Here is a 25,449-nt window from a genome sequence, read left to right as displayed (position 1 = left end):
GTTTATTGGTTTATTATTGTTGTTTTAAATTCAAAAGCAAAATGTGCAGGAATATCTCCAGTTGCTACGGTAAATTTGGTATTACCATTATTATCAATACAATAAAGCGTTCCTGGAGAAACATAGTCTCCAGCATCTGTTATATAAATATTTGAAGAGATTGGATCTACTGCAATACCGTATGGCGTTTTTATGGCATCACTAACTTCTGCTGGTAAAAAACTTTCACTAAGCAGCGTTTCGGTTTTTACATCTAACATAGAATAGTTGATTGTCCAATCGAATGTAGTGTAGCTAAATTCTGATCCTATTATATAAGCCGTATCTCCGGCAATTGTTAAATTAGCGCAGGCAATATCGAAACTGTTTTTAACAGTATCTGTTTCTGTATCAATTACAAATAATTTTGAAGGGTTTTCAAAATAATCTCCACGAGAGCTTACATACAAATCACCATCTTCATCTGCTTTAAGACGGTGAAGATTTATTGCAACATCTATATCATTAATTTTTGTAAATGAATTAAGCTCAATTACAGAAACGGTTCGTTCGTAATTTGGTGGGCTGTAACCTCCAGAATTAGCAACATAAAGTTTTTCGCCAACAACAGCTATTTCTTCGGGCTGTCTTCCTACTTCTACTGTTCTAGTTATAGCTAACGATGTAGTATCAATTTCTGCAACAAATCCATTGGCAGCAGTATTTCCTAAAGCAACTTCACCATCATAAGCACTAACATAAGCTTTTCCATTAGAAAAGGTAAGGTATCTACAATTTTTAACGTCAATTACTTTAATGCGTTCAGCAGTTTTAACATCCATAACCTCTACCTTATTAGAATTGTTAATTACAGCATATAGTTTTGAGCCATAAATTGCAATGTCGTTACCAACATCTCCCAAACCTAAAGTAGATTCTGGATTTGCCTCTCCATAAACATTACGCCTATAAATTCCTGATTCATAATCGTAATAATCGAGTGAAGCTTTATTCATATTCATATTCCCTTCATTTAGTAAATAAAATCCCTCAACAGATGTAACTATTTCTGGTGGCAATATTTCTTCCTCTTCAGAAATTATTAAATCATCTTCTCGACAAGCAGTTAAAGCAATAGTAGACAAAGCTAGTACTAACCAAAAATTGTAATTTTTTTTCATTGTAGTTATTTATTAAAAATTTAATGATAGATTAAAACGGTAATTTCTTCCAGGCATTGGAAAATTAAGTACTACATCATAATATTGATTGAATACATTATTTACTTCCAATCCCACTTTTATTGGTAACTTCAAAAAATCGCCTTCCCAGTTAAGCGCTAAATCGCTCGTATACCAAGGCTTTACATAGTTTACTGGAATATTCGCTTTTTGACTATAACGTTCACCTGTATATATAAAACTGTAATTCATTTGCCAGTTTTCCCAATTTATAGTTGAAGTTAACGTTCCGCTATGTTTTGGGGTGTATGGTATTTGGTCTCCATAAGTTGTACCACCTGGTGTAATGTCTATTGCTTGTTGAAAAGTATAATTAACACCTAAATCAAACAGTATATTTTCAGGTAATTGAAGCCCTAAGTTTGCATTTACTTCCAAACCTTTTATTTCAACCTCTCCAAGATTCATCATTGTCCAACGGAAAAGATTAGAAGAAGGCATTGCTACAATTTTATCTTTAACACGATTGTAATACACATCGGCTTGAAAAGAAATTGACTGTACAAGTTCATTTGGTTCAAGTATATAAGTTATACCAAAATCATACTGCGTGGTAAATTCTGGCCGTAAAGAACTGTTACCAACAAAAGTGTAGTACAAATCATTAAATGTAGGCATCCGAAAAGACTCTTTATAAAATGCTCTTATTCTGAATTTATTTGTGTCAAACGGTTCATAAGAAACTGATAATACAGGGCAAAAAACACTTTGGCTATCGCCTTGTTGGTAGTATTTTACCTGCTCATCAATATAAGCACCTAATAGGTTTGCTTGAATATCAATCCGTTCCCAATTCATTTGGCTAGACAAGGCTCCTAAATATGAATACCGTGTAGGATATGGGAAACGATATAAGTTTGCATCGAGCGTATTTATTGAAAAATCGGTTGCGATAGATACATCCCACCAATTTTTAATCTCATATTGATTTACCAAAGAAGTATAAAATTCATTTTGATAATATTTATTATCCAAAGCACCTTTAAGCGTTTTATAATCTGGATCTATATACCTGCTATAATCTCTACTAAATTTTACGTTGAAAAGTAATTCGTGTTTATTGAAGTATGAATTTTGTAACGAGCCATGTACAAAAAAATTCGTATCCCATTGCCGTTGCACATGTTCATATCTGTTAGCAACAATGGCTCCTGGCAAGCCTCGTTCAGAATCATATATATATGCCTTTAACATTGCTCGTCCACCTTTCTTTAATTTTGCGTGTAAAGACACTTCGCTACGTAATGCGGTTATATCTCCATTCTGACGAACAGCAATAGTATCATATCCATTATCTTTACTATACCTATATTTATATTCCCCGTCAGCTTTTACCCATTCAGCACTTGCGGATAAAGATATTTTATCCGATAATTTATGTTGAAAAAATACCGCGGGATTAAAAAGTCCAAATGAACCCGTTTTAAACGTTGTTCTTAAATGTGTTTTTTCTGTTTCTGAAAAATCTGGAACTTTGGTTTGTAAAAACAATGTATTAGAAGAGAAAAACCCACGAGCAGGTTGAAAAATAGATGATTTTTGACCATTATAAAGTGAAATAGATTCTATATTATCTAGCGAATATTTCCCTAAATCTACTTGACCATTTTGAGCATTCCCAACAGTCATTCCATCATAAAAAACCGCAGTATGAGCACTACCAAGACTTCTTACATTAATTGTTTTTATTCCGCCAACACCTCCATAGTCTTTTAACTGCACTCCAGAAAAATAACGTATAGCATCTGCAACAGATAAGCTATTCATTTTCTCTAATTGCTGCCCAGATAAAACTTGAGCTGGCATAGGTGAAGCTATTTTAAATTTACGTTTAGTTGCAGTTAAAACAACCTCATCTAACGCAATTCTTTTAATAGAATCAAGTTTTAGATTAACCTTCTCTTCTGAAGATTTATTTTGCGCATAAATTGGGTTCAACAACAAACCTAATGTTTGTAATAAAACACCAACACTGATAAGGCATAAAAGCCTTTTGTTACATAAAAACATAAAAACTATTTGATCGTTATCAAATAACTTTAATGGAAAAAATGAAATCAAATGAAAATTTGATGATCTGCATCTGGCTTCAAAGCTTTATTCCACGAAAGCTCTAAAATTATACACAGTGGCAGGTATCCTGACTTATTCCCATTTTGAACCGCCTTCCCATCTCAAAATCATAGAGACAGTGGCAAAAGATTGGCCTAAAATTATAGACCTGTCAAAATGTTGCATGGAACTTACAGTAACGGGTTTGTTCAGGATTTTCACCTGATTCCCTCTTAATTAACTATACCGAAAAGCATAGTTAAACCAATGCGCTACAAAGATAAAAAACTCTTTATATTTAACGCCTTATTTTTATTTTATTAATAGCGTAAAAAAGTGTTTTTTCAACATTATCTCTTAACAATCTGAGCGCTTTGGTTTTATTATTTTATAATTATTTTTTTTAACAACATTAAGTTAATCCTAAATCGTTACAATAATCTTATTTTTGCTTTTCAAATTTAGAATATGGATTTTTCAAAGGTAAAATTAGTAGTTACAGATATGGATGGAACGCTACTAAATTCAGAAAGTAAAATAAGTGATCATTTTTTAGGACTATACAAGCAGCTTAAAAAAAATAATATAAAATTTATTGCTGCAAGCGGAAGGCAATATTTTAGTATTGTAGATAGATTTGATAAAAGTATTCAAGATGAAATAACTATTATTGCTGAAAACGGTGCATTTGCTATGCGCGGAAATAAAGAATTATTTACGTTAGAATTACCAACAGCATACATTTCAAAAAGCATTGAGATTCTTAGAAAAGTAAAAAATGCCCAAATAGTACTTTGCGGAAAAAAAGCTGCTTATATAGAAACCGAAAACGAAGCTTTTATTTCAATGTTTAAAAACTATTATTCTGAATACACATTGGTTGATGATCTTACCAAAGTTACAGATGATACCTTTTTTAAAATTGCAGCTTTTCATTTTGAATGTTCTGAAACTTACATTTACCCTTCAGTAAAACAATTAGAAAATGAATTACAAGTAATTGTTTCTGGTAAAAATTGGCTAGATATTTCTCATAATAATGCAAATAAAGGGTATGCTTTAAATATTTTTCAAAAAGAATTAAATATTGCTAAAGAAGAAACCATGGTTTTTGGAGACTATAACAACGATTTAAAAATGTTAGAGTTAGCAGATTTTAGTTATGCCATGGAAAATGCACACCAAAATGTAAAAAATATCGCAAATTTTCTAACAAAAACCAACGATGAAAGCGGTGTTGAATGTATTCTTGAACAAGTAATAAATTCCAGAACTATTTAAGTTTGTTATTCCTATAAAATCAAAAATCTATACTGATTAATTATGAATTCTTTAACCTGAAAGTTATACACTAGAATTATTGCCTATAAAAATATTTCTAAAAAATAGTATCGCTAAAAAACCACTTTTAGATACCTGCCTATACAGGTATGACAATAATTGACTATAAAACATTACAAACCAAGTTCAGTATGACGCTGGATTATTTATTAAAAAGATTTTTTAAAATCATCAAGTATATTTTGAGCGGCTTTTACCGGTGATATTTTTGATGAAATAATATCTTTTTCAAGTACTTTTAATTTGCTAGAAATGTCTTTTGAACCATAAAATAGATGTTTTAATTCTTCATTAATATTATTATACATCCATTGAATTTGTTGGTGATTTCTATTTTTTATAAAATAACCATTTTCATCTACTAACTTTTTAAAGTTTTTAACCTCATCCCATACTTTATCAATACCAATACCTTTTATTGCCGAAGCAGTACTTACCACAGGACTCCAACCAGATTCGGCTAACGGGAAAATATGTAATGCATTTTGATATTGACGTTTAGCCATTTTACTCATAGTAATATTATCACCATCGGCTTTATTAATTACAACCATGTCTGCCATTTCCATAATTCCTTTTTTAATACCTTGCAATTCATCACCGGCTCCAGCTAACATTAACAATAAAAAGAAATCTGTCATACCGTGCACAGCAGTTTCACTCTGCCCTACTCCAACAGTTTCAATTAATAAAACATCATAACCATTTGCTTCACAAAGCAACATAGTTTCACCAGTTTTATTAGCAACACCTCCTAAAGTATCTCCAGATGCAGACGGACGAATATAAGCTTCTTCCATATTTGCCAATTCTTCCATTCTGGTTTTGTCACCTAAAATACTTCCTTTTGAACGTTGACTGCTTGGATCTATGGATAAAATAGCAACTTTATGTCCTTTACTTACTAAATGCTTTCCAAAAGCTTCAATAAAAGTACTTTTACCAACACCAGGAACACCAGTAATACCAATACGAATAGAATTTCCAGAATATGGTAAAATAGCCTGAATAATTTCTTTGGCAAGTGTTTTATCACTCTCTAAATTACTTTCAATAATAGTAATAGCTCTAGAAAGCAATACCCTATCTCCTTTTAAAATTCCGTTAATATATGCTTCAGCAGCTAACCTGCCTTTTGGCTTGTAATTTTTCATAAATTTGGTATGCTATTTCAATGTAAAATGGTATTAATTTAGAAGAACAAATATAAGCATATTAAGAAAATTATATGCTCAGAATTGGTGCATTTATTCTTTTAAAATTCATTTATGTAACATAAATCATTTTTTTAACCATATTCAAACATTACTTTTGCACCCTTAATTTACAAAACTTAAAATGTAAGTTTAAAATTATACTACGTCAAACCATTAAAACTAAATTAACTAAACAAATGGACAATCTTTTAATAAAAAATAGCATAAAAAAAGGAGTATCTTACTCCACTTACCGAACAGTAATAAAAGGTCTTTTAGTTGAAGGTAAATCTACTGGAAGCGAACAATCTAAAGCTCTTTTAGAATATAGTATTTTGAATGATAAACGTATGGATCGATTAGATAAAACGTTAAAAATTTCTGAAGAAACAACTACTGCTTTAGAGCAATTAACTAACAATTATACATTATTAATTTTAGCTGAAGGTTGGTGTGGCGATGCTGCTCAAATATTACCTGTTATTAATAAAATTGCTACAGCTTCTTCTAAAATTGATTTAAAAATTGTTTGTAGAGATGAAAACGAAACTTTAATGCAACAATTTTTAACAAATGGAGGCAAAGCCATTCCAAAAGTTATTATTGTAAATAATAAAAATGAAGTTGTAAACTCTTGGGGACCTAGACCTTCTATTGCTACTAAAATGGTAAATGATTACAAAGCACAACACGGTGGTTTAGATGCAGAATTTAAAAAAGATTTACAAATGTGGTACAATAAAGATAAGGGAAATAACACTCAAAAAGACCTTTTAGAAATCTTGTTAGCATCAGAAGTTGCCGCAAATTAATTTAGCGTACCTTTGTTTTTTAATTTTTAAAAATGATTGTAGACTTTAATAAAATTCCTAATTGGTGTAAACTTTGGGTATTTCCTTCAAATAGAAAATTTTATCCTCAAGAAATTGAAGGATTAAAACAACGTATTGAAGATTTTTTAACAAATTGGACAAATGAAGAGCAATCTTTAGCTTGTTCTTATAAATTAAAATATGATCGTTTTATTATTATGTCTGTTGATAATTCTGAAATAAGTCTAAGTTTACAAGCACACGATGCTTTAACCGCTTTTATTCTTGAGTTAGAAAGATTTTACGACATTGTTTTATTAGATAAAATTAATGTTTGTTACAAACAAGGTGAGTTTGTACAATACAAAGATTTAAAAGAATTTAAAAAAATGATGAAAAACAGAGGAGTTTCTGCTAAAACAGTTGTTTTTGACAATATGATTACTACCAAAGCTGAATTAAAAAACGACTGGGAAATTAATATTATGAATAGTTGGTTAGGACGCTTTTTATAAAAAAATCATTCCAATACCAAACGATAAACTATTAAGTCTACCATTTTCAAAATTTGCAATTTGCTTATTATGAAAATCCATATTCAAAATAAGACTATTATTCCTTTCTGAAGAAATATAATATCCAATTCCTACTTTATAATACTTTCCACGTTCAAAAGGCTTTCCAAGTTTCAATAACTTCCCTATTCCACCACCAACATAGAATTTATCATCATCAGACTGTGCAAGGGCTAATTTTACGTCTATATAATAAGGAATCGCTAAAATATCAACATCAGGATGCACATCTAAACCTAAATTAATACCTGTAGTAATAAATTTATTAAGTTTTACATCTAAACCATTTCGTAAAAATATAGCATTTGGCGCTATTGGAGACCAATCTGTTTTTTCTTGATACTCATCATATTCTCCAAAGTTTTCATTTCCAGAAAAAGTAACATTAAGTGTAAAATTATAATTTACTGCACGCTGAGAAAAGCTGTAAATAGTAAATAGCAATGCTAAAAATGATACCATTTTCTTCATAAAAAAGTTATAACTTTAGATTTGCTATAAACTCCTCAATATTTATACCATTATCTACATGAAAATCTCCAATCTTTGTTCTTCGTAATTTTGATAAATGCGCTCCAGAATTTAATGCCTCTCCAAAATCATTTGCTAACGAGCGTATATAAGTACCTTTACTACAAACTACTCTAAACTCTACTTTTGGTAAATTAATAGCTGTAATTTCAAATTCTGAAATAGTAATTTTTCTAGATTTAATTTCTGTAGTTTCACCAGCTCTAGCCAATTCATATAGGCGTTTTCCATCTTTTTTTAGGGCTGAAAATATGGGAGGCACCTGATTTATTTCTCCTATAAATTGTTGAGTAGCATTATAAATTAAATCTTCGGTAATATGTTCAATTGAAAAGGTTTCATTTATCGCTGTTTCTAAATCGAAACTTGGGGTACTTGCTCCTAAAGTAATCTCACCAGTATACTCTTTAATTTGCCCTTGAAATTCTTCAATTTTTTTAGTGAACTTACCTGTACAAAGTATTAATAAACCCGTAGCTAACGGATCTAAAGTACCAGCATGGCCTACTTTAATTTTTTTAATTTTAAAACGCTGTTTAATTTCCCAACGCAATTTATTCACCACTTGAAAAGAAGTCCAATTTAGTGGTTTATCAATCAATAAAATTTGTCCGTTTTTATAGTCTTCTAAAGTCATTATTCGTTTAACAAAGTTACAGTAATTGCGATTATTCCAACAATAAAACAATAGAGCGAAAAGTAAGAAAGTTTACTTTTTTTAACAATTGCAAGCATCCATTTACAAGCAAATAAGCCAGCAATAAATGAAGCGATAAAACCAACTCCTAAAGTTCCAATTTGGTTACTTTGAAAATCTATGGAATTAGATAAAACATCTTTAGAAATTTTACCAAAAATTAAAGGCACTACCATTAAAAAAGAAAAGCGAGCAGCTTTTGTTCTATCGATTCCTAATAAAACTGATGAAGAAATTGTTGCCCCAGATCTTGATATTCCAGGTAAAATTGCTAGTGCCTGTGAAACTCCAATAACCAAAGCATTAAAAAAAGATACATTTTTAGTAGTATTTTTAGCTTTATCGGCAAATAATAACAACAATGAAGTTATTATAAGCATAAAACCTACTAATAATATTTGTCCGCCAAAAAAAGATTCGAATTGATCTTCAAAAAAAAGCCCAGCAATTACAGCAGGCACCATTGAAAGTATTATTTTAAGAGAAAACTGTAACTCTTCATTCCATTTAAACTGGAACAAACCCTTAAAAATTTCTAAAACCTCAGCTCTAAAAATAACCAATGTACTTAATGCTGTTGCAAAATGCAGTACAACTGTAAAAGTTAAACTTTCGTTTGGTAAAAGTTGATCTCCAAAAATTGCTTTTGCCAATTCTAAATGTCCGCTCGATGATACAGGTAAAAATTCTGTTAATCCTTGAATAATACCTAAAATTATTGCTTCAAAGTAACTCATATTCTATTTTGAAGATTTCGCCATAATAGCGTAAATTTCAATACCCAAACCAACAAGTACTAATGTTGGAGCCAATCTAATTCTTCTAAAATTATATATTTCTGTGTTAAAAACAGCTGGGTCATCACTACCTCCCCCGGCCATTAAAATAAAACCTAAAGCAATAAAAGCAACACCAATTAGCATTAGTATATAATTCTTTTTTCCGAACAAAAATTTGCTTGTATTTTCTTGTTTCTTCTTATTCATTTTTTTAGTAATAAAGTTCGTCTGTTCTTAAATTCAAAAATCGTTGAGTTGCAAAAAAAGTACTAAGCCAAGTTATTAATATTCCCATAATAATAATGAGTAAAAATAAAATACCAAACTCTTTATAATCTGCAAGTAATTCAATTTCTGGAACCATTTTATTAATGTACATAATAAACCCAACTAAAGCTGCAATAGAAACCAAAGCACCTATAATTCCAAGTTTTATACTATTCCAAATAAATGGTCTTCTAATAAATCCTTTTGTAGCTCCAACCATTTGCATTGTTTTAATTGTAAATCGTTTAGAATATATTGAAATTCGAATAGAACTATTAATTAACACAACTGCTATTAACGTAAATAAAGCACTTAAAAGCAACATCCAAAAACTAATACGATTGATGTTCTTTGTTAATAGTTCAATTAATGGTTTGTCGTACACTACTTCAGCTACAATACTTCTAATAAGTAATTGCTTTTCAATTGCCTCCATTTTTTCTGGTGTAACAAAATCCGATTTTAAGGTTACATCAATGGCATTTTTTAATGGATTGTCTCCTAAAAAATTTACAAAATCTTCGCCAATTTCTTCTGCATATTTTTCTGCAGCTTCTTTTTTTGAGATATAAAGCACCTCTTTTGAGTATTCGGCTTGTTTTAATTCTCCTTTAAGAATTTCAACATCATTAGATTTTGCATTGTCGTTTAAAAAAATGGTAATAGCTACCTTTTCCTTAAAATGCTTAGATATAGTATTGGTTTTTAACAAAATAACACCTAAAAAACCTACTAAAAAAAGCACTAAAGCAATACTTATTATTACTGAAAGGTAGGAAGATCGCAATCTCCTTTTTTGGTATTTATCGAAAGAATTATTCAAAAGTTATATGGGTTATAAAGTTTGCAATATACAAATTTAGTTATTAGTTTTTAATTGATACTCTTTGCTTTTTTATAAAACAAATTTACGCTAATTTCGTTTAAACATGTTGTATACTATATTCTAATAGTTACCGCTTAATATATTTTAAAACGCAACTACTTAGTTTTCCGTATATTTTGTGCTTTAAAAGAAGTATTTTCTTAATTAATTTAAAACAATGCTTCCTTAAAACTTAAATTATATACTTTTAAAATCATATTTTTGCATTATGGAAACAAACAGACAAAAAAAAATAGCAGGAGTTTTACAAAAAGACTTGGCAGAAGTGTTACAAAATGCAGCACGTGATGGAATGAAGGGCGTTATTATTTCTGTTACTAAAGTACAAGTTACATCAGATTTAGGACAAGCAAAAGTATTTATAAGTGTATTCCCTCAATTAAAACGTGAAATAATTTTAAAAGGGGTTCAAGAAAATACAACTTCTATTCGTTACGAAATGGCAAGACGTACCAAAGATCAATTAAGACGTATGCCTGAGTTATTATTTTATATTGATGACACGTTAGATTATATTGAAGATATTGACAATGCTTTACAAGGTAAAAAAGAAAACCCAATTAAAAATCCTGATATTCTAGATAAACGCCAAAAACGATAACTTGAATTTTCCTTTATACATAGCTAAACGTTATTTATTTTCTAAAAGCAGCAATAACACTATAAATATAATTACCATAATTGCAACTATTGGTGTAATTATTGGCACATTGGCGTTGTTTATAGTTTTATCTGGATTTTCTGGATTAAGAACATTTAGTGTTGGTTTTTTAAACACATCAGATCCTGATATAAAAATTACCTCAGTAAAAGGAAAATCTTTTCTATTAACTCCTCAAATTAAAACTAATATTGAATCTGAAACTAATATTGCTTCATACTCAAAAGTAATTGAAGAACGCGCTTTTTTTGAATTCAATAAAAAAACTCATATTGCATACATAAAAGGAGTTGACACTAATTATACAAATGTTAATAAATTAGATTCTACCGTATATTCTGGCACGTGGTTAAATCCGAAAATTCCAATTGGATCTGTTGTTGGAAATGGTATTTCTAATGTATTATCTCTAGGTGTTTACGATTTTTTAGAACCTCTAAAAATATATGTTCCAAAACCCGGAAAAGGATATGCAACAAATCCAAAAGACGCTTTTAGCCAAATAGAAACACAACCTATTGGTATTTTTTCTCTTACCGAAGACATCGATAGAAAATTTACATTCATATCTTTAGAGCTAGCACAAGTTTTATTGAATTATGCTCCAGAACAAATTTCAGCAATTGAATTAAAAGTTAAAAATATTAAAAACCGTCCTAATACTATTGAAACTTTAAAAAACAACTTAGGAACGGATTTTAATGTAGAAACCAGAGAACAGCTAAATGCCGTTTTTTATAAAATGCTAAATACCGAAAATTTAGCTTCCTATTTAATTTTTACTCTAATTCTAATAATTGCATTATTTAATGTTATTGGCGCAATTATTATGATGATTTTAGATAAAAAAGACAATCTAAAAACACTTTACAATTTAGGGGCAACAGTAAAAGATATTAAACGTGTTTTTATTCTACAAGGCTTCTTATTATCACTTTTCGGATTAATTGTAGGACTTTCAATTGGTATTATTTTGGTAATACTTCAAAAAAAATATGCACTATTTATGATTACCCAACACCTTGCTTACCCAGTAGAATTAACCTGGTACAATGTGTTTTCTGTAATTATCACCATCTTAATTTTAGGCTACTTAGCAGCCCTAATTGCAAGTAGTAGAATTTCCAAAAAACTTATTGATTAACAATAACTTAACCCTCATTCTTCTCTAATATTGTTTCAATTTTATTTGGTATTTTAAAGGTAAAACCTTAAATTCACTCTTTTTAAAATTGTAATCTAACACCTTATTTAGGTATAAGAAATATCTATCATTACCTTTTAATTATTACTATAATTTATACTTAATTTGAGGTAAACTTAAAATCTAGAACTATGAGCGATTCAAAAGAAGGTAAATGTCCTATTGATCACAGTCAGTTTACAAAAAAAGAGGAGGTAAGTGATTTAAATAAATGCCCTGTAATGCACGGAGGAAACACTTCTACAGATAAATCTGTAATGGATTGGTGGCCTAATGCATTAAATTTAGACATCTTACACCAACACGACACCAAAACAAATCCTTTAAAACCAAATTTTAATTATCGTGAAGAATTAAAAAAACTAGATGTTGAAGCATTAAAAAAAGATGTACACAACCTAATGGAAGATAGCCAAGAATGGTGGCCAGCAGACTGGGGACATTATGGTGGATTAATGATTCGTATGGCTTGGCATTCAGCTGGGACTTATAGAACAGCCGATGGACGCGGTGGTGGTGGAACAGGAAACCAACGCTTTGCCCCTCTTAATTCTTGGCCAGACAACGTAAGTTTAGATAAAGCCAGACGCTTACTTTGGCCTATCAAGAAAAAATATGGAAACAAAATAAGCTGGGCCGATTTAATTATTTTAGCTGGTACTATTGCGTATGAAAATATGGGATTAAAAACCTTTGGTTTTGCTTTTGGACGTGAAGATATTTGGCATCCAGAAAAAGATATTTATTGGGGTGCTGAAAAAGAATGGTTAGCGCCTAGTGATTGCCGTTATGGAAATTTAGAAAATCCAGCCACAATGGAAAATCCTTTGGCAGCTGTACAAATGGGCTTAATTTATGTAAATCCTGAAGGTGTAAACGGTAAACCAGATCCATTAAAAACGGGTGAACAAATTCGTGAAACTTTTAAACGAATGGCCATGAACGACGAAGAAACAGTTGCCTTAACCGCTGGTGGACATACCGTTGGTAAAACTCACGGAAATGGAGATGCAAGTATTCTAGGACCTGATCCAGAATCTGCAGATGTAGAAGCACAAGGTTTAGGCTGGGCAAACCCAAATAAATCTGGCAAAGGTCGTTATACCGTAACAAGTGGTCTAGAAGGCGCTTGGACTACACACCCAACAAAATGGGATAATGGATTTTTTGAAATGTTATTCAACCACGAATGGGAATTAAGAAAAAGTCCTGCAGGTGCTTGGCAATGGGAACCTAAAAATATAAAAGAAGAAGATAAACCAGTTGATGTTGAAGATGCTTCTATTCGCCATAACCCAATGATGACCGATGCAGATATGGCAATGAAAGTTGATCCAATTTACAAAGAGATTTCATTAAAATTCATGAACGATTTTAATGCTTTTTCTGATGCATTTGCACGTGCTTGGTTTAAACTAACGCATAGAGATATGGGACCTAAATCGTGCTATTTTGGACCAGATGTTCCGGAAGAAGATTTAATTTGGCAAGATCCAATTAACGAAGGGAAAAAAACATACGATGTTGAGGCCGTAAAGAATAAAATTAAACAATCTGTTTTAAGTATTTCTGAAATGGTTACAACAGCCTGGGATAGTGCTAGAACATTTAGAGGCTCAGACAAACGCGGTGGCGCAAATGGTGCTAGAATTAGATTGAGCCCTCAAAAAGATTGGGAAGGTAACGAACCAGAAAAACTAGCTAAAGTACTAGCTATTTTAGAACCAATTGCAGCTGAATTTGGAATAAGCATTGCAGATACAATAGTTTTAGCAGGTAATGTGGGTATTGAACTAGCTGCTAAAAATACAGCAACAGAGCTTACAGTTCCTTTCGCCCCTGGACGTGGTGATGCAACTGCTGAAATGACCGATATAGAATCTTTTGAACCACTAGAACCATTAGCAGACGGTTTTAGAAACTGGCAGAAAAAAGATTATATTGTTAGCTCTGAAGAATTACTATTGGATCGTACACAACTAATGGGATTAACAGCTCCAGAAATGACTGTTTTAATAGGTGGAATGCGTGTTTTAGGCACAAACCATGGAGCAACTAAACACGGTGTATTTACAGATGATGTTGGAACTTTATCTAACGACTTTTTTGTAAACCTTACAGACATGGGTTATGCATGGGAGCCTACAGAAAATGGCCTGTATAATATCCGCTCTAAAAAAACAGGAGAAGTTAAATTTACGGCTACACGAATTGATTTGGTATTTGGGTCAAACTCAATTCTTCGTTCGTATGCAGAATTTTATGCACAAGACGATAATAAAGATCAGTTTATAACTGATTTTGTAAAAGCTTGGGTAAAAGTGATGAATGCTGATAGATTCGATTTAAAGTAAAAACCAACATTTTTTAATAAAAAAGCAGTTTTAAAATTTTAAAACTGCTTTTTTATAAACTTTAATGTCTGTCGACACTCCCAAAAAAGTATAGAAACCCGTCATTCTGAACTTGTTTCAGAATCTCACCATACTCATTTCTAGCTACTTTAATAACCTAGATCAAGTTAAGCATGACAGATAATAAGATTTTTAGATTATCTAATAACTAAGAAAACTTCTGTAAAACCTCATCAAAAACATTAAAAACATCTTGCGCAGCATCTGAAGTTACCATTTTTAAACGGTATTCTTTAAAATGAGGAATTCCTTTAAAATAGTTTGTATAATGTCTACGAGTTTCCATAACACCTACAATTTCACTTTCTTTCCAATCAATCTCCATTTGTAAGTGGCGTTTTGCCATTTCAACTCTGTCTGCAATTGTAATTTCAGGTAAATGCTCTCCGGTTTCAATAAAGTGTTTTACTTGCTTAAAAAACCAAGGATTTCCAATACTTGCACGGCCAATCATAGCTCCATCTAAGCCATATTTGTCGCGCATTTCTACAGCGCGTTCTGGCGTATTAACGTCGCCATTTCCAAATACAGGAATGTGCATTCTAGAGTTGTTTTTAACTTCAGCAATTGGCGCCCAATCTGCACTTCCTTTATACATTTGAGCACGCGTTCTACCATGAATTGATATTGCCTTACAGCCAACATCTTGCAAACGTTCTGCAACCTCCACAATTTTTATAGTACTATCGTCCCAACCCAAACGTGTTTTTACAGTAATTGGTAAATTGGTATGTTTTGCCATCGCTTCAGTTAAACTTACCATTAAATCAATATCCTTTAAAATTCCAGCTCCAGCACCTTTGCTTACTACTTTTTTAACAGGACATCCAAAATTTATATCAATAATATCTGGTTTCGATTGTTCAACAATTTCAACAGTACGCAACATCGACTCTAAATTAGCACCAAAAATTTGAATACCAACCGGACGTTCTTTTTCGTAAATATCTAGTTTTTTCTTGCTTTTTGCAGCATCGCGTATCAAGCCTTCGCTCGAAATAAATTCGGTATACACCACATCTGCGCCTTGTTCTTTGCACAAAGCTCTAAACGGCGGATCGCTCACATCTTCCATTGGTGCTAACAACAACGGAAAGTCATTCAATTCTATATCTCCAATTTTTACCAAAACATATTTTTAGGTTTGCAAAAATACATAAATATTTTATACTTTGGGCGTTCCCTTTCAGGTCGGGCTTTCCGCTAAATCTTTTTAAAAAAAAGCAAATTACAGAAGAAAATCAAAATTCTATATTATTTTAAAAAGGATACCACTGCAATCCCTAACTCAAAACAGATCAAACCTAAGCTAACAGTTTTTAAAAACCTATTAGGTTTAAAAAATAACTGTATTTTTACATTCAAAACAATTACAATGTCAAAAACATATAACTGGGCAATTTTAGGATGTGGAAATATTGCTAATAAGTTTGCCACAGAATTAAAATTACTTCCTAATGCAAATTTATACGCAGCAGCTTCAAGAAATTTAGAAAATGCTAAAGATTTCTCCAATCAATTTGGATTTAAAAAAGCCTATGGCTCTTATCTTGAAATGGTGAAAGATCCAAAAGTAGATGTGGTATATATTGCAACACCGCATAATTTTCATTTAGAACATACTCTATTATGTTTAAACCATAAAAAAGCTGTGTTATGCGAAAAAGCTTTTGCCATAAATTCTAAAGAAGTGCGAGAAATGATTACCACTTCTAAAGAAAATAACACCTTTTTAATGGAAGCTTTCTGGGTAATTTTTAGACCAAAATATTTAAAAGTAAAAGAAATTATAGCTTCAGAAAATTTAGGAAAACTAAAATTTGTAAAGTCAGATTTTATGTTTAATGCAGAATTTAATCCTCAAAAAAGATTGTACAATGTAGATTTAGGTGGTGGTTCTTTATTAGATATTGGAATTTATCCAATTTTTGCGACATTACTATTTTTAGGAGAACCAGATCAAATTAAAACAATTCCACATTTTAGTCCAACAGGTTCCGAAGAAAGCATTTCTATGTTATTTGGTTATAAAAACGGAGCAACTGCTGTATTAACATCAAGTTTTGATTCGGAATACAAAAATGAATCGGAACTCTGTTTTGAGCACGGAATACTAAAATATGATCGTTTTTCACCAGACCCAATATTATTAATAAAAGACGGAAAAACTACTGAAATTGAATTTGAAAATGGTCCAAATTTAGGCTATCAATTTGAAGCTAAACACGTAATGGAATGTTTGGATAAAAATTTAAAAGAAAGTCCGATAATACCATTTTCTCTAAGTTTAAAATTAATGAATATTTTAGACGCTATTAGAAAAGATGCAGGCATTGTTTTTCCAAATCACGACTAGATTTTATTTTCATTTTTGGAACAAATAATTAGTTATCTTTGCGATAAAATAAAGTAGAAAGGAATACGAAGTATGAAAAAAATTAGAAATTTTTGCATTATCGCCCATATTGATCACGGTAAAAGTACATTAGCCGACAGATTATTAAGTTTTACAGGTACAACAACAGTACGTGAAGAACAAGCGCAACTATTAGACAATATGGATTTAGAGCGTGAACGTGGTATCACTATTAAAAGTCACGCTATACAAATGGATTATATACACGAAGGTGAAAAATATGTGTTAAATTTAATTGATACTCCAGGTCACGTAGACTTTTCTTACGAAGTATCTCGTTCTATTGCTGCTTGTGAAGGCGCATTGTTAATTGTAGATGCGGCACAAAGCATTCAAGCACAAACAATTTCAAACTTATATTTAGCACTAGAGAACGATTTAGAAATAATTCCGGTACTTAACAAAGTAGATTTACCAGGTGCAAATCCAGAAGAAGTTACAGACGATATTGTAGATTTATTAGGTTGTGACGCAGAAGAAGTTATCCATGCAAGTGGAAAAACAGGTTTTGGAGTTGAAAATATTTTAAAAGCTATTGTAGAAAAAGTTCCTGCACCTAAAGGAGATGAAAACGCCCCTTTACAAGCCTTAATATTTGACTCTGTTTATAATTCTTATAGAGGAGTTGAAACCTATTTTAGAGTTTTTAACGGCGAAATAAAAAAAGGGCAACGCATTAAATTTATGGCAACCAACAACGAATATTTTGCAGATGAAGTTGGTACCTTAAAATTAAAACAACTTCCAAAGCAAAGTATTAAAGCAGGAGATGTTGGCTATTTAATTACTGGTGTTAAAACTGCCAGCGAAATTAAAGTTGGAGATACAATTACAACTGTTGAACACCCTACAGAAAATAGAATTGAAGGTTTTGAAGATGTAAAACCAATGGTTTTTGCTGGAATTTACCCTGTAGATACTGAAGATTATGAAGAATTGCGTAATTCTATGGAAAAACTGCAATTAAATGATGCTTCTTTGGTATTTATACCTGAAAGCTCTGCTGCTTTAGGTTTTGGGTTTAGATGTGGATTTTTAGGAATGCTGCATTTAGAAATTATACAAGAACGCTTAGAACGAGAATTTGAAATGACAGTTATTACAACTGTACCAAACGTATCTTACCACGCATTTACAAATAAAAATCCTGATACAATATTATTAGTAAATAATCCATCTGATTTACCTGAACCTTCAAAATTAAATAGAGTTGAAGAGCCTTTTATTAAAGCAACTATTATTACCAAGTCCGATTTTGTTGGGCCAGTAATGAGTTTGTGTATAGAAAAACGTGGTCAAATTGTAAATCAAACCTATTTAACGCCAGAACGTGTTGAATTAACTTTTGACATGCCTTTAGCTGAAATTGTATTCGATTTTTACGATCGTTTAAAAACAGTTTCTAAAGGATACGCTTCTTTTGATTACCATCCAACAGGATTAAAAGCTTCAAAATTAGTAAAAGTAGATATTTTATTAAACGGACAATCGGTAGATGCGCTTTCAGCATTAATCCACGCAGACAACGCCTATAGTATTGGTAAAAAAATGTGCGAAAAGTTACGTCAGTTAATACCTCGTCAACAATTTGACATTCCAATTCAGGCCGCAATTGGAGCTAAAATAATTTCAAGAGAAACCGTAAAAGCATTAAGAAAAGATGTTACCGCAAAATGTTATGGTGGTGATATTTCAAGAAAAAGAAAATTATTAGAAAAACAAAAGAAAGGAAAAAAACGTATGCGACAAGTTGGTAATGTAGAAATACCACAAGAAGCGTTTATGGCAGTTTTAAAATTGAATGATTAATTTTTACCTAATATAAAAACCTAAAAAAGCCCTTAAATTTAAAAATCTAAGGGCTTTTTTATAAGATACTAAAGAGAATTATTCTCCGTGCATCCATACTTTTTTAGCTAATAACTGTTCTTCAGTTTCTTCGTGATCCTCATCTGGAACACAGCAATCAACTGGACAAACAGAAGCACATTGTGGTTCATCGTGGAAACCTTTACATTCTGTACATTTATCAGTTACGATAAAATAAAATTCATCAGATTTTGGTTCGTGCATTTCATCTGCATCAGCTTCACCTCCACCAGGTAGAGTTATTGTACCGCTTAAAGAAGTTTCATCAGCATAAGCCCATTCAGTATCTGGTTCGTAAATTGCATTATTTGGACACTCTGAAATACAAGCATCACAATTTATACATTCATCTGTTATTTTAATAGCCATATTACTTTAATTTAAAATTTAATATACACAAAATTATACATTTTTATACAAAAGTATGTGACAAAAGTCATTTAGTATTTTAAAATCTCAACTTTAAGTTCATATTAACCTTTGGTACAAAAATAATTTATAAATTTAAAAAATTTATTTAACTATCATAAATCATGATTAAAACAACAACAACAAAGCCAAAACCTGAAGTACTGGAAGCGGTAATAATTAGGTTTGTTGGTGATTCTGGAGACGGAATGCAACTTACTGGAACACAGTTCTCTGACACGTCAGCTATGTTTGGTAATGATATTGCAACGTTTCCTAATTATCCTGCAGAAATTAGAGCTCCACAAGGAAGTTTATATGGTGTTTCTGGGTTCCAAGTTCACATTGGTAGTGTAGAAATTAGCACACCTGGTGATAAAGTTGATTTATTAGTCGCTATGAACCCTGCTGGTTTAAAAACAAATTTACATGCAGTAAAACCAGGACACACAATTATTGTAGACACAGATGCTTTCACTAAAAAAAATTTAGAAAAAGCATTATACGATAAAAATCCATTAGAAGATGGCTCTCTTGAAAACTATAGAGTTATTCAAGTTGCTATGTCTAGTTTAACTAAAGAAGCTTTAAAAGACATTAAAGGTCTCGATAATAAAAGTATTACTCGAAGCAAAAATATGTTTGCTTTAGGTATGGTATATTGGATGTATCACCGTTCGGTATCACATACTACAGATTTTTTTAATAAAAAATTTAAATCGAAACCTCAAATTATAGAGGCAAATACAAAAGTTTTAAATGCAGGTTATTATTTTGCAGAAACATTAGAATTAATTCCTAATTCATATACTATTTCTCCGGCAAAAATGGCTCCTGGAACCTATAGAATTATTATGGGAAACACAGCTACAGCTTGGGGTTTTTTAGCCGCTGCAGAAAAATCTGGTTTAGAATTATTTTTAGGATCTTACCCAATTACACCTGCTACAGATATTTTACACGAATTAGTTAAACATAAGCACTTTGGTGTAAAAGCTTTTCAAGCTGAAGATGAAATTGCAGGTATTTCTTCTGCTATAGGCGCTTCCTTTGCTGGAGACTTAGCAATAACAACAACTTCAGGGCCTGGTTTAGCTTTAAAAGGTGAAGCCTTAGGTTTAGCAATGATGATTGAATTACCACTGGTTATTGTAAACGTACAACGTGGAGGACCTTCAACCGGATTACCAACAAAAACAGAGCAATCAGATTTATTGCAAGCTCTTTATGGTAGAAATGGTGAAAGTCCTGTTATTGTAATTGCAGCTAGTACACCTGCAAACTGTTTTAATTACGCATACCAAGCAGCAAAATTAGCTTTAGAACACATGACTCCTGTAGTTTTACTTACAGATGGCTATATAGCAAATGGTTCTGCACCTTGGAAAATTAAAACGGTAGACGATATGCCTGCTATTAAAAATAATATTATCAATAAACCAACAGAAAACTGGCATCCATATAATAGAGATGAAGGTACTTTAGCTAGAAATTGGGCAATACCTGGAACTCCTGGCTTAGAACATAGAGTTGGAGGTTTAGAAAAAGATAAAATTTCCGGTAATGTTTCTTATGTACCTGAAAATCATGAGTACATGACCAAAATTAGAGCAGAAAAAGTAAAACGTGTACAAAACTACATTCCATATTTAGAAACTGAATTTGCCGAAACTGGCGATCTTTTAGTTATTGGTTGGGGTGGTACTTATGGCTCGCTATATTCTGCTGTTAAACAGTTAAACGAAGAAGGCTATAAAAATATAGGCTTTGCACATTTTAATTATATAAACCCGCTTCCAAAAAACACAGAAGAAATTTTATCTAAATTTAAAAAGTTTATTGTGTGTGAATTAAATAACGGGCAGTTTTCGAAAGTATTAAAGATAAACTTTAGCAGATTCGAATTTAATCAATTCAATAAAATTCAAGGTTTACCATTTGGAAATCAAGAATTAATTGAAAAATTTAAACAATTAGTAAAATAATTATGGAAACAACAGCTGTAAAAAAATATACATTTAAAGATTTTGCAAGTGACCAAGAAGTAAGATGGTGTCCTGGTTGTGATGACTATGTTATTTTACGTGCTATGCAAAAAGCACTACCAGAAATGGGTGTAAAAAAAGAAGACGTTGTATTTATTTCTGGAATTGGTTGTTCATCTCGTTTTCCTTATTATATGAATACCTATGGAATGCATAGTATTCACGGTAGAGCACCAGGAATTGCTTCTGGAGTAAAACTTGCCAATCCAGATTTAAGTGTTTGGATAATAACTGGTGATGGTGATGCTATGGCTATTGGTGGAAATCATTTTATTCATGTTTTAAGAAGAAACATAGATTTAAATATAATTTTATTCAATAACGAAATTTATGGTTTAACAAAAGGGCAGTTTTCTCCTACTTCATTAGTTGGACAAAAAACAAAGTCATCTCCTTACGGAAATACACAACCACCTTTTTCTCCTGGTGAATTAGCTTTAGGAGCACAGGCACGTTTTTTTGCTCGTATTGGTGGAAATACTCCAAAAGACATGACACAGCTTTTTATTGAAGCTGAAAAATTTAAAGGAACTTCTTTAATTGAAGTATTACAAAACTGTGTTATTTTTAATGATGGCTGCTTTAAAAACGTTACAGATAAAGCCGTAAAAGAAGATAAACAGATTTATTTAGAACACGGGAAGCCTATGATTTTTGGTAAAGAAAAAAACAAAGGTTTAATTTTAAATGGATTAAAACTAGAAGTTGTAACTATTGGTGAAAACGGAATAACTCAAGAGGATATATTAGTGCATAATGCAAAAGAACAAGATCCAACATTACACCAAATGTTAGTTCGGTTAGAATACCCATTAGCTACTGGTATTATTAGAAGCTATGAAGATGTTACTTTAGAAGAACGAGAAAATGCTTTAACAGCACAAGTAAAAGCAAACTCAAAATTTAAAAAAACAGAAAGTTTATTCTTTTCTGGTGACACTTATGAAGTAAAATAAAAAGCACTTTATAAAAACTAGTAAAAAACCAAACGAGGCAATTTAAACAAAATTTAAATTGCCTCGTTTTTATTTAATTTTAAATATTCCCTAATATTTTATCCATTACCCAACTAGTATGCAATCCAGATTTACCTGTTGAAGGGTGCTCAATACCATCAAATAAATTAGCTTTCATATTTTGTACATGATACTGTTGAATATGCTCTGGATTTTCAATTATTAAAGAATTATTTTCTTTTTCTGAAATTAATTGAATTGGATGCTCATCAAAAACTGAAAATACAATTTTACCCTTGCTTCCATAAATTTCTACATTATCTTGCCTTAAATTACAACCAAAATTCCAGCTTCCAGAACCTGTAATGCCATTTTTATGAACCCAACAACCAGTAATAGCATCTTTTGCTGTATACAAATTTTGTTGATTTAAACTTATTCCTTTTGCTTCTTCTATATCACCTAATAAAAATGTAAATAAGTCCAATCCGTGGCTTGCCAAATCATCAAAATAACCACCTGGAGCTATATTTTTATCAGTTCTCCAATTCTTTTTTTTTAATAAATCTAACTGATTAGCTGGTTTGCTTAAATGCCAATTAATATGTCTTATTCCTCCTATTAATCCAGTATCAATCCAGTCTTTTAATTTAATAAACCTAGGTAAACTACGACGATAATATGCAACAAACAAAGGTGTTTTAGCAGCTTCAAAAGCGTTATAAATAGCTAAACTATCGACATAACTTGGTGCTAAAGGCTTTTCAATACAACAAGTTTTTTTTGCTTTGGCAACTTTTAAACCATACAATTTGTGTGTATCAGGTGGTGTTGCAATATAAACTGCATCAATTTCCGGATCATTTATTAAAACATCTGCATTCGTGTAGTACTTATTTACGTGATGCCTTTTTGCATAATCTGCTGCTTTTTCTTCATTACGCCTCATTACTGCGGCTAATTCAAAACCTTCAGTTTTATAATATGGCGGTCCACTTTTTAGTTCAGTTACAGCTCCGCACCCAATAATTCCCCAACGCATTGTTTTTAATTGTTTTAGATAATTGATAATGTCATAAATTTAGAACTACTAAATTTGACTTTTTTTATTACATACACAATAAAGATGCGGTGTTTTTTTATTTAAATGAATAAGATTTCTTCTTCAAAAATAAAATCGTACAATATATCATCTACTATTTGTTGGGTTTCATTCGGAAAGTCTAACTTTATATCATAATTGCTATCTATCCAATTTTGAATTTTAGGAATATGCTTCTTTTTTAATGATTTTAAAACTGGAACACCTAATTCTTCTAATGCTTTTGCATTAAAATGCTGCTCATATTGATTTTTCATAGGGATTACCAACAGTTTCTTATTTAAAAAAATTGCTTCGGCAGGTGTTTCAAACCCGGCTCCACATATAATTCCTTGACAAGAAGCTAAGCTTTTTTCAAATTTTTTGCTATTTACAGGTTTTATATACACATTCTTTTTCTGATAATATTTTTTAGTGTTTTTTGAAAAAACCTTCCACTTTATCCCTTTAATTTTAGATAAAACGTCTATAATTTTCTCATCGGAATAAGCTGGTAAATAAACTGTATAATGATCTTTTTCAGTTTTTTTCAACAAACGAATATCATTTCTAATTATTGGAGTATAAACATTGTCGTTGTATTTTTTAAAATGAAATCCATACTTATTTGAACACTTTGCGTAATTTTTTATTATAAATTTACCTAATAAATCTGTGCGAGATGGTTTTGGAACATTTTTAAAATACAAAGCAGCTTGATGACTTAAAGAAATACATTTTACCCCTCTTAACATACTTGCCCAAGCAGTTATTGGCTCAAAATCGTTAATTATTAAATCATACTCTTTAACTGGACAATTTCTAATTTCTTTAAATACTTTTAAAAGTGAGTTATTTTTAAACGTTTTTACAAAATCTATTCCTCCATTTTTTCCAAAGTAAAAACTTAAACCGTTATTTACATAGTTAACTTTATAGGGTAAAACTATTTCAGACTGGGTTCCACTAACTAAAATATCTACCTGTGCTCTTTTTAATAAAGCAGGTATAATTTCTTTTGCTCTACTTAAATGTCCATTTCCAGTTCCTTGAATAGCATATAATATTTTCATGTATACAGTTTGTTTTTTGTATTTATTAATTTATAAGTTTATTTTTTTAGGTAAAAATCGGCAACTAATTCTCCAAACAATTGTTTAGCCGTTTTATCAACAACATCTTCTTCGTCTTCTTGTAATTTTAAAGTGTTTTTCTTAAAATCATCATCGTTATACTTATAGATACTCCATTTATTTTTATGATATTCTAAAGCTGTTAAATTCTCTACCCAATCTCCAGAATTTAAATACGTTACAGAACCTTTATCATTTTCAACTTTTTTAATAGCTGGCTTATGTATATGTCCACAAACCACATAATCGTATTTATTATCTATTGCTATATCAATTGCTGTTTCTTCAAAATCATTAATAAATTTTATGGCAGATTTAACACTATCTTTTATTTTTTTTGATAAAGATATTTTCCCCTTTCCTAAAAACTTACTAATAAAATTAACACCTCTATTAATTAAAATTAAAGTATCATAACCAATAGCTCCTAATTTAGCTAACCATTTAGAATGCTGCATGGTAACATCAAAAACATCTCCATGAAAAAACCAAGCTTTTTTAGCACCTAATTCCAGTACTACCTTATTTTTAATTGAGAATGAACCAATTTCAAAATCGACAAATTTTCTCATTATCTCGTCGTGATTTCCGGTTATATAATATATCTCTTTCCCTTGGGAAATCCACCCAAAAATATATTTGATAATTTTCATATGAGATTTTGGCCAATACCGCTTGCTAAATTGCCAAACATCAATAATATCTCCATTTAAAATAACAGTATCTGGGTTAATACTTTTTAAATATGATAATAACTCTTTTGCATGACAACCATAAGTTCCTAAATGTATATCTGAGATAACAACAAGACTTACTTTTCGCTTCTTTTTATTAGAATCCACTCATAAACAATTAAATAATAATTGTTTGCAATAAAAAAAATAATTGTTATTAGAAGGTTTTGTG

23 protein-coding genes and 1 riboswitch are annotated in these 25,449 nt (G+C 30.9%); of the genes, 10 read left to right on the top strand and 13 right to left on the bottom strand.

Annotated features, from left to right (window positions below):
* Window positions 1-2: 2 nt before the first annotated feature.
* Window positions 3-1,160, bottom strand: a complete 1,158-nt coding sequence (locus tag MKD41_RS13695; protein ID WP_240242900.1) for a YncE family protein — start codon at window positions 1,158-1,160, stop codon at window positions 3-5.
* A 12-nt stretch (window positions 1,161-1,172) separates the two neighbouring features.
* Complete coding sequence (locus MKD41_RS13690; protein ID WP_240242898.1) at window positions 1,173-3,230, bottom strand: TonB-dependent receptor; 2,058 nt, start codon at window positions 3,228-3,230, stop codon at window positions 1,173-1,175.
* A 103-nt stretch (window positions 3,231-3,333) separates the two neighbouring features.
* Window positions 3,334-3,556: riboswitch (cobalamin riboswitch) on the bottom strand.
* A gap of 184 nt (window positions 3,557-3,740) precedes the next feature.
* Between MKD41_RS13690 and MKD41_RS13685 the strand changes: the two genes are divergently transcribed.
* Complete coding sequence (locus tag MKD41_RS13685; RefSeq protein WP_240242897.1) at window positions 3,741-4,553, top strand: HAD family hydrolase; 813 nt, start codon at window positions 3,741-3,743, stop codon at window positions 4,551-4,553.
* 209 nt (window positions 4,554-4,762) lie between these two features.
* On the opposite strand, the gene meaB is transcribed toward MKD41_RS13685, so the two are convergent.
* Entirely contained in the window at window positions 4,763-5,767 is a 1,005-nt protein-coding gene (gene meaB, locus MKD41_RS13680) for a methylmalonyl Co-A mutase-associated GTPase MeaB (RefSeq protein WP_240242896.1), read from the bottom strand.
* 239 nt (window positions 5,768-6,006) lie between these two features.
* On the opposite strand from meaB, the gene MKD41_RS13675 reads away from it, so the two are divergent.
* Both MKD41_RS13675 and MKD41_RS13670 read left to right on the top strand, forming a co-directional pair.
* Window positions 6,007-6,621: a thioredoxin family protein gene (locus MKD41_RS13675; RefSeq protein WP_240242895.1), complete on the top strand. Its 615-nt coding sequence runs from the start codon at window positions 6,007-6,009 to the stop codon at window positions 6,619-6,621.
* Window positions 6,622-6,653: 32 nt separating this feature from the next.
* Window positions 6,654-7,136, top strand: coding sequence for an ABC transporter ATPase (locus MKD41_RS13670; RefSeq protein ID WP_240242894.1), 483 nt, complete (start codon window positions 6,654-6,656; stop codon window positions 7,134-7,136).
* On the opposite strand, the gene MKD41_RS13665 is transcribed toward MKD41_RS13670, so the two are convergent.
* The 5 genes from MKD41_RS13665 to MKD41_RS13645 are packed head-to-tail and all read right to left on the bottom strand — an operon-like array spanning window position 7,131 to window position 10,293.
* A complete protein-coding gene (locus tag MKD41_RS13665) occupies window positions 7,131-7,667 on the bottom strand; it encodes a hypothetical protein (protein WP_240242893.1) in 537 nt (178 codons plus the stop codon). The genes MKD41_RS13670 and MKD41_RS13665 overlap by 6 nt on opposite strands.
* Before the next feature lie 7 nt (window positions 7,668-7,674).
* The gene (truB, locus tag MKD41_RS13660) at window positions 7,675-8,364 is read right to left on the bottom strand and encodes a tRNA pseudouridine(55) synthase TruB (RefSeq protein ID WP_240242892.1); all 690 of its coding nucleotides are present in this window, start codon (window positions 8,362-8,364) and stop codon (window positions 7,675-7,677) included.
* On the bottom strand, window positions 8,364-9,161 hold the full coding sequence (locus tag MKD41_RS13655) for an undecaprenyl-diphosphate phosphatase (protein ID WP_240242891.1): 798 nt from the start codon (window positions 9,159-9,161) through the stop codon (window positions 8,364-8,366). Before MKD41_RS13655 ends, truB begins: the two co-directional genes overlap by 1 nt.
* A gap of 3 nt (window positions 9,162-9,164) precedes the next feature.
* A complete protein-coding gene (locus tag MKD41_RS13650; RefSeq protein WP_240242890.1) occupies window positions 9,165-9,410 on the bottom strand; it encodes a DUF3098 domain-containing protein in 246 nt (81 codons plus the stop codon).
* Window positions 9,411-9,414: 4 nt separating this feature from the next.
* Window positions 9,415-10,293 (bottom strand): cell division protein FtsX, encoded by an 879-nt coding sequence (locus MKD41_RS13645; protein ID WP_240242888.1) that lies wholly within the window; start codon window positions 10,291-10,293, stop codon window positions 9,415-9,417.
* A gap of 268 nt (window positions 10,294-10,561) precedes the next feature.
* Between MKD41_RS13645 and rbfA the strand changes: the two genes are divergently transcribed.
* The 3 genes from rbfA (at window position 10,562) to katG (ending at window position 14,575) form a co-directional block, all read left to right on the top strand.
* Window positions 10,562-10,957 carry a 30S ribosome-binding factor RbfA gene (gene rbfA / locus MKD41_RS13640; RefSeq protein WP_240245047.1) on the top strand — a complete coding sequence of 132 codons (396 nt, stop codon included), beginning with the start codon at window positions 10,562-10,564 and terminating at the stop codon, window positions 10,955-10,957.
* Window position 10,958: 1 nt separating this feature from the next.
* Window positions 10,959-12,161 (top strand): ABC transporter permease, encoded by a 1,203-nt coding sequence (locus MKD41_RS13635; protein ID WP_240242886.1) that lies wholly within the window; start codon window positions 10,959-10,961, stop codon window positions 12,159-12,161.
* Between the two features lie 191 nt (window positions 12,162-12,352).
* Entirely contained in the window at window positions 12,353-14,575 is a 2,223-nt protein-coding gene (gene katG, locus MKD41_RS13630; RefSeq protein ID WP_256451666.1) for a catalase/peroxidase HPI, read from the top strand.
* Between the two features lie 208 nt (window positions 14,576-14,783).
* Here katG and dusB read toward each other — a convergent pair whose 3' ends face one another.
* Window positions 14,784-15,764: a tRNA dihydrouridine synthase DusB gene (gene dusB / locus MKD41_RS13625; RefSeq protein WP_240242885.1), complete on the bottom strand. Its 981-nt coding sequence runs from the start codon at window positions 15,762-15,764 to the stop codon at window positions 14,784-14,786.
* Between the two features lie 246 nt (window positions 15,765-16,010).
* On the opposite strand from dusB, the gene MKD41_RS13620 reads away from it, so the two are divergent.
* Both MKD41_RS13620 and lepA read left to right on the top strand, forming a co-directional pair.
* On the top strand, window positions 16,011-16,991 hold the full coding sequence (locus MKD41_RS13620; protein WP_240242883.1) for a Gfo/Idh/MocA family protein: 981 nt from the start codon (window positions 16,011-16,013) through the stop codon (window positions 16,989-16,991).
* Window positions 16,992-17,063: 72 nt separating this feature from the next.
* The gene (gene lepA, locus MKD41_RS13615; protein ID WP_240242881.1) at window positions 17,064-18,860 is read left to right on the top strand and encodes a translation elongation factor 4; all 1,797 of its coding nucleotides are present in this window, start codon (window positions 17,064-17,066) and stop codon (window positions 18,858-18,860) included.
* A gap of 78 nt (window positions 18,861-18,938) precedes the next feature.
* Here lepA and MKD41_RS13610 read toward each other — a convergent pair whose 3' ends face one another.
* Window positions 18,939-19,289, bottom strand: coding sequence for a 4Fe-4S binding protein (locus tag MKD41_RS13610; RefSeq protein WP_240242880.1), 351 nt, complete (start codon window positions 19,287-19,289; stop codon window positions 18,939-18,941).
* Window positions 19,290-19,453: 164 nt separating this feature from the next.
* On the opposite strand from MKD41_RS13610, the gene MKD41_RS13605 reads away from it, so the two are divergent.
* Entirely contained in the window at window positions 19,454-21,313 is a 1,860-nt protein-coding gene (locus MKD41_RS13605; protein WP_240242879.1) for a 2-oxoacid:acceptor oxidoreductase subunit alpha, read from the top strand.
* 2 nt (window positions 21,314-21,315) lie between these two features.
* Window positions 21,316-22,329, top strand: coding sequence for a 2-oxoacid:ferredoxin oxidoreductase subunit beta (locus MKD41_RS13600; RefSeq protein WP_240242878.1), 1,014 nt, complete (start codon window positions 21,316-21,318; stop codon window positions 22,327-22,329).
* 79 nt (window positions 22,330-22,408) lie between these two features.
* On the opposite strand, the gene MKD41_RS13595 is transcribed toward MKD41_RS13600, so the two are convergent.
* The 3 genes from MKD41_RS13595 to MKD41_RS13585 all read right to left on the bottom strand — a co-directional run bounded on the left by MKD41_RS13595 (window position 22,409) and on the right by MKD41_RS13585 (window position 25,385).
* Window positions 22,409-23,371 (bottom strand): Gfo/Idh/MocA family protein, encoded by a 963-nt coding sequence (locus MKD41_RS13595; protein WP_240242877.1) that lies wholly within the window; start codon window positions 23,369-23,371, stop codon window positions 22,409-22,411.
* Window positions 23,372-23,472: 101 nt separating this feature from the next.
* Complete coding sequence (locus tag MKD41_RS13590) at window positions 23,473-24,483, bottom strand: glycosyltransferase family protein (RefSeq protein ID WP_240242876.1); 1,011 nt, start codon at window positions 24,481-24,483, stop codon at window positions 23,473-23,475.
* A gap of 38 nt (window positions 24,484-24,521) precedes the next feature.
* Entirely contained in the window at window positions 24,522-25,385 is an 864-nt protein-coding gene (locus MKD41_RS13585) for a UDP-2,3-diacylglucosamine diphosphatase (protein ID WP_240242875.1), read from the bottom strand.
* Between the last annotated feature and the right edge of the window lie 64 nt (window positions 25,386-25,449).

This window comes from Lutibacter sp. A64 (genome assembly GCF_022429565.1).
Taxonomy (GTDB): Bacteria; Bacteroidota; Bacteroidia; order Flavobacteriales; family Flavobacteriaceae; genus Lutibacter.
This window is presented reverse-complemented; position numbering and strand designations above follow the sequence as displayed.

Excerpts from the sequence above, each read along its gene's own strand:
- MKD41_RS13695 (WP_240242900.1), bottom strand. The coding sequence starts at position 1,160 with ATGAAAAAAAATTACAATTTTTGGTTAGTACTAGCTTTGTCTACTATT.
- MKD41_RS13690 (WP_240242898.1), bottom strand. The coding sequence starts at position 3,230 with ATGTTTTTATGTAACAAAAGGCTTTTATGCCTTATCAGTGTTGGTGTT.
- MKD41_RS13685 (WP_240242897.1), top strand. The coding sequence starts at position 3,741 with ATGGATTTTTCAAAGGTAAAATTAGTAGTTACAGATATGGATGGAACG.
- meaB (WP_240242896.1), bottom strand. The coding sequence starts at position 5,767 with ATGAAAAATTACAAGCCAAAAGGCAGGTTAGCTGCTGAAGCATATATT.
- MKD41_RS13675 (WP_240242895.1), top strand. The coding sequence starts at position 6,007 with ATGGACAATCTTTTAATAAAAAATAGCATAAAAAAAGGAGTATCTTAC.
- MKD41_RS13670 (WP_240242894.1), top strand. The coding sequence starts at position 6,654 with ATGATTGTAGACTTTAATAAAATTCCTAATTGGTGTAAACTTTGGGTA.
- MKD41_RS13665 (WP_240242893.1), bottom strand. The coding sequence starts at position 7,667 with ATGAAGAAAATGGTATCATTTTTAGCATTGCTATTTACTATTTACAGC.
- truB (WP_240242892.1), bottom strand. The coding sequence starts at position 8,364 with ATGACTTTAGAAGACTATAAAAACGGACAAATTTTATTGATTGATAAA.
- MKD41_RS13655 (WP_240242891.1), bottom strand. The coding sequence starts at position 9,161 with ATGAGTTACTTTGAAGCAATAATTTTAGGTATTATTCAAGGATTAACA.
- MKD41_RS13650 (WP_240242890.1), bottom strand. The coding sequence starts at position 9,410 with ATGAATAAGAAGAAACAAGAAAATACAAGCAAATTTTTGTTCGGAAAA.
- katG (WP_256451666.1), top strand. The coding sequence starts at position 12,353 with ATGAGCGATTCAAAAGAAGGTAAATGTCCTATTGATCACAGTCAGTTT.
- MKD41_RS13620 (WP_240242883.1), top strand. The coding sequence starts at position 16,011 with ATGTCAAAAACATATAACTGGGCAATTTTAGGATGTGGAAATATTGCT.
- lepA (WP_240242881.1), top strand. The coding sequence starts at position 17,064 with ATGAAAAAAATTAGAAATTTTTGCATTATCGCCCATATTGATCACGGT.
- MKD41_RS13610 (WP_240242880.1), bottom strand. The coding sequence starts at position 19,289 with ATGGCTATTAAAATAACAGATGAATGTATAAATTGTGATGCTTGTATT.
- MKD41_RS13605 (WP_240242879.1), top strand. The coding sequence starts at position 19,454 with ATGATTAAAACAACAACAACAAAGCCAAAACCTGAAGTACTGGAAGCG.
- MKD41_RS13600 (WP_240242878.1), top strand. The coding sequence starts at position 21,316 with ATGGAAACAACAGCTGTAAAAAAATATACATTTAAAGATTTTGCAAGT.
- MKD41_RS13595 (WP_240242877.1), bottom strand. The coding sequence starts at position 23,371 with ATGCGTTGGGGAATTATTGGGTGCGGAGCTGTAACTGAACTAAAAAGT.
- MKD41_RS13590 (WP_240242876.1), bottom strand. The coding sequence starts at position 24,483 with ATGAAAATATTATATGCTATTCAAGGAACTGGAAATGGACATTTAAGT.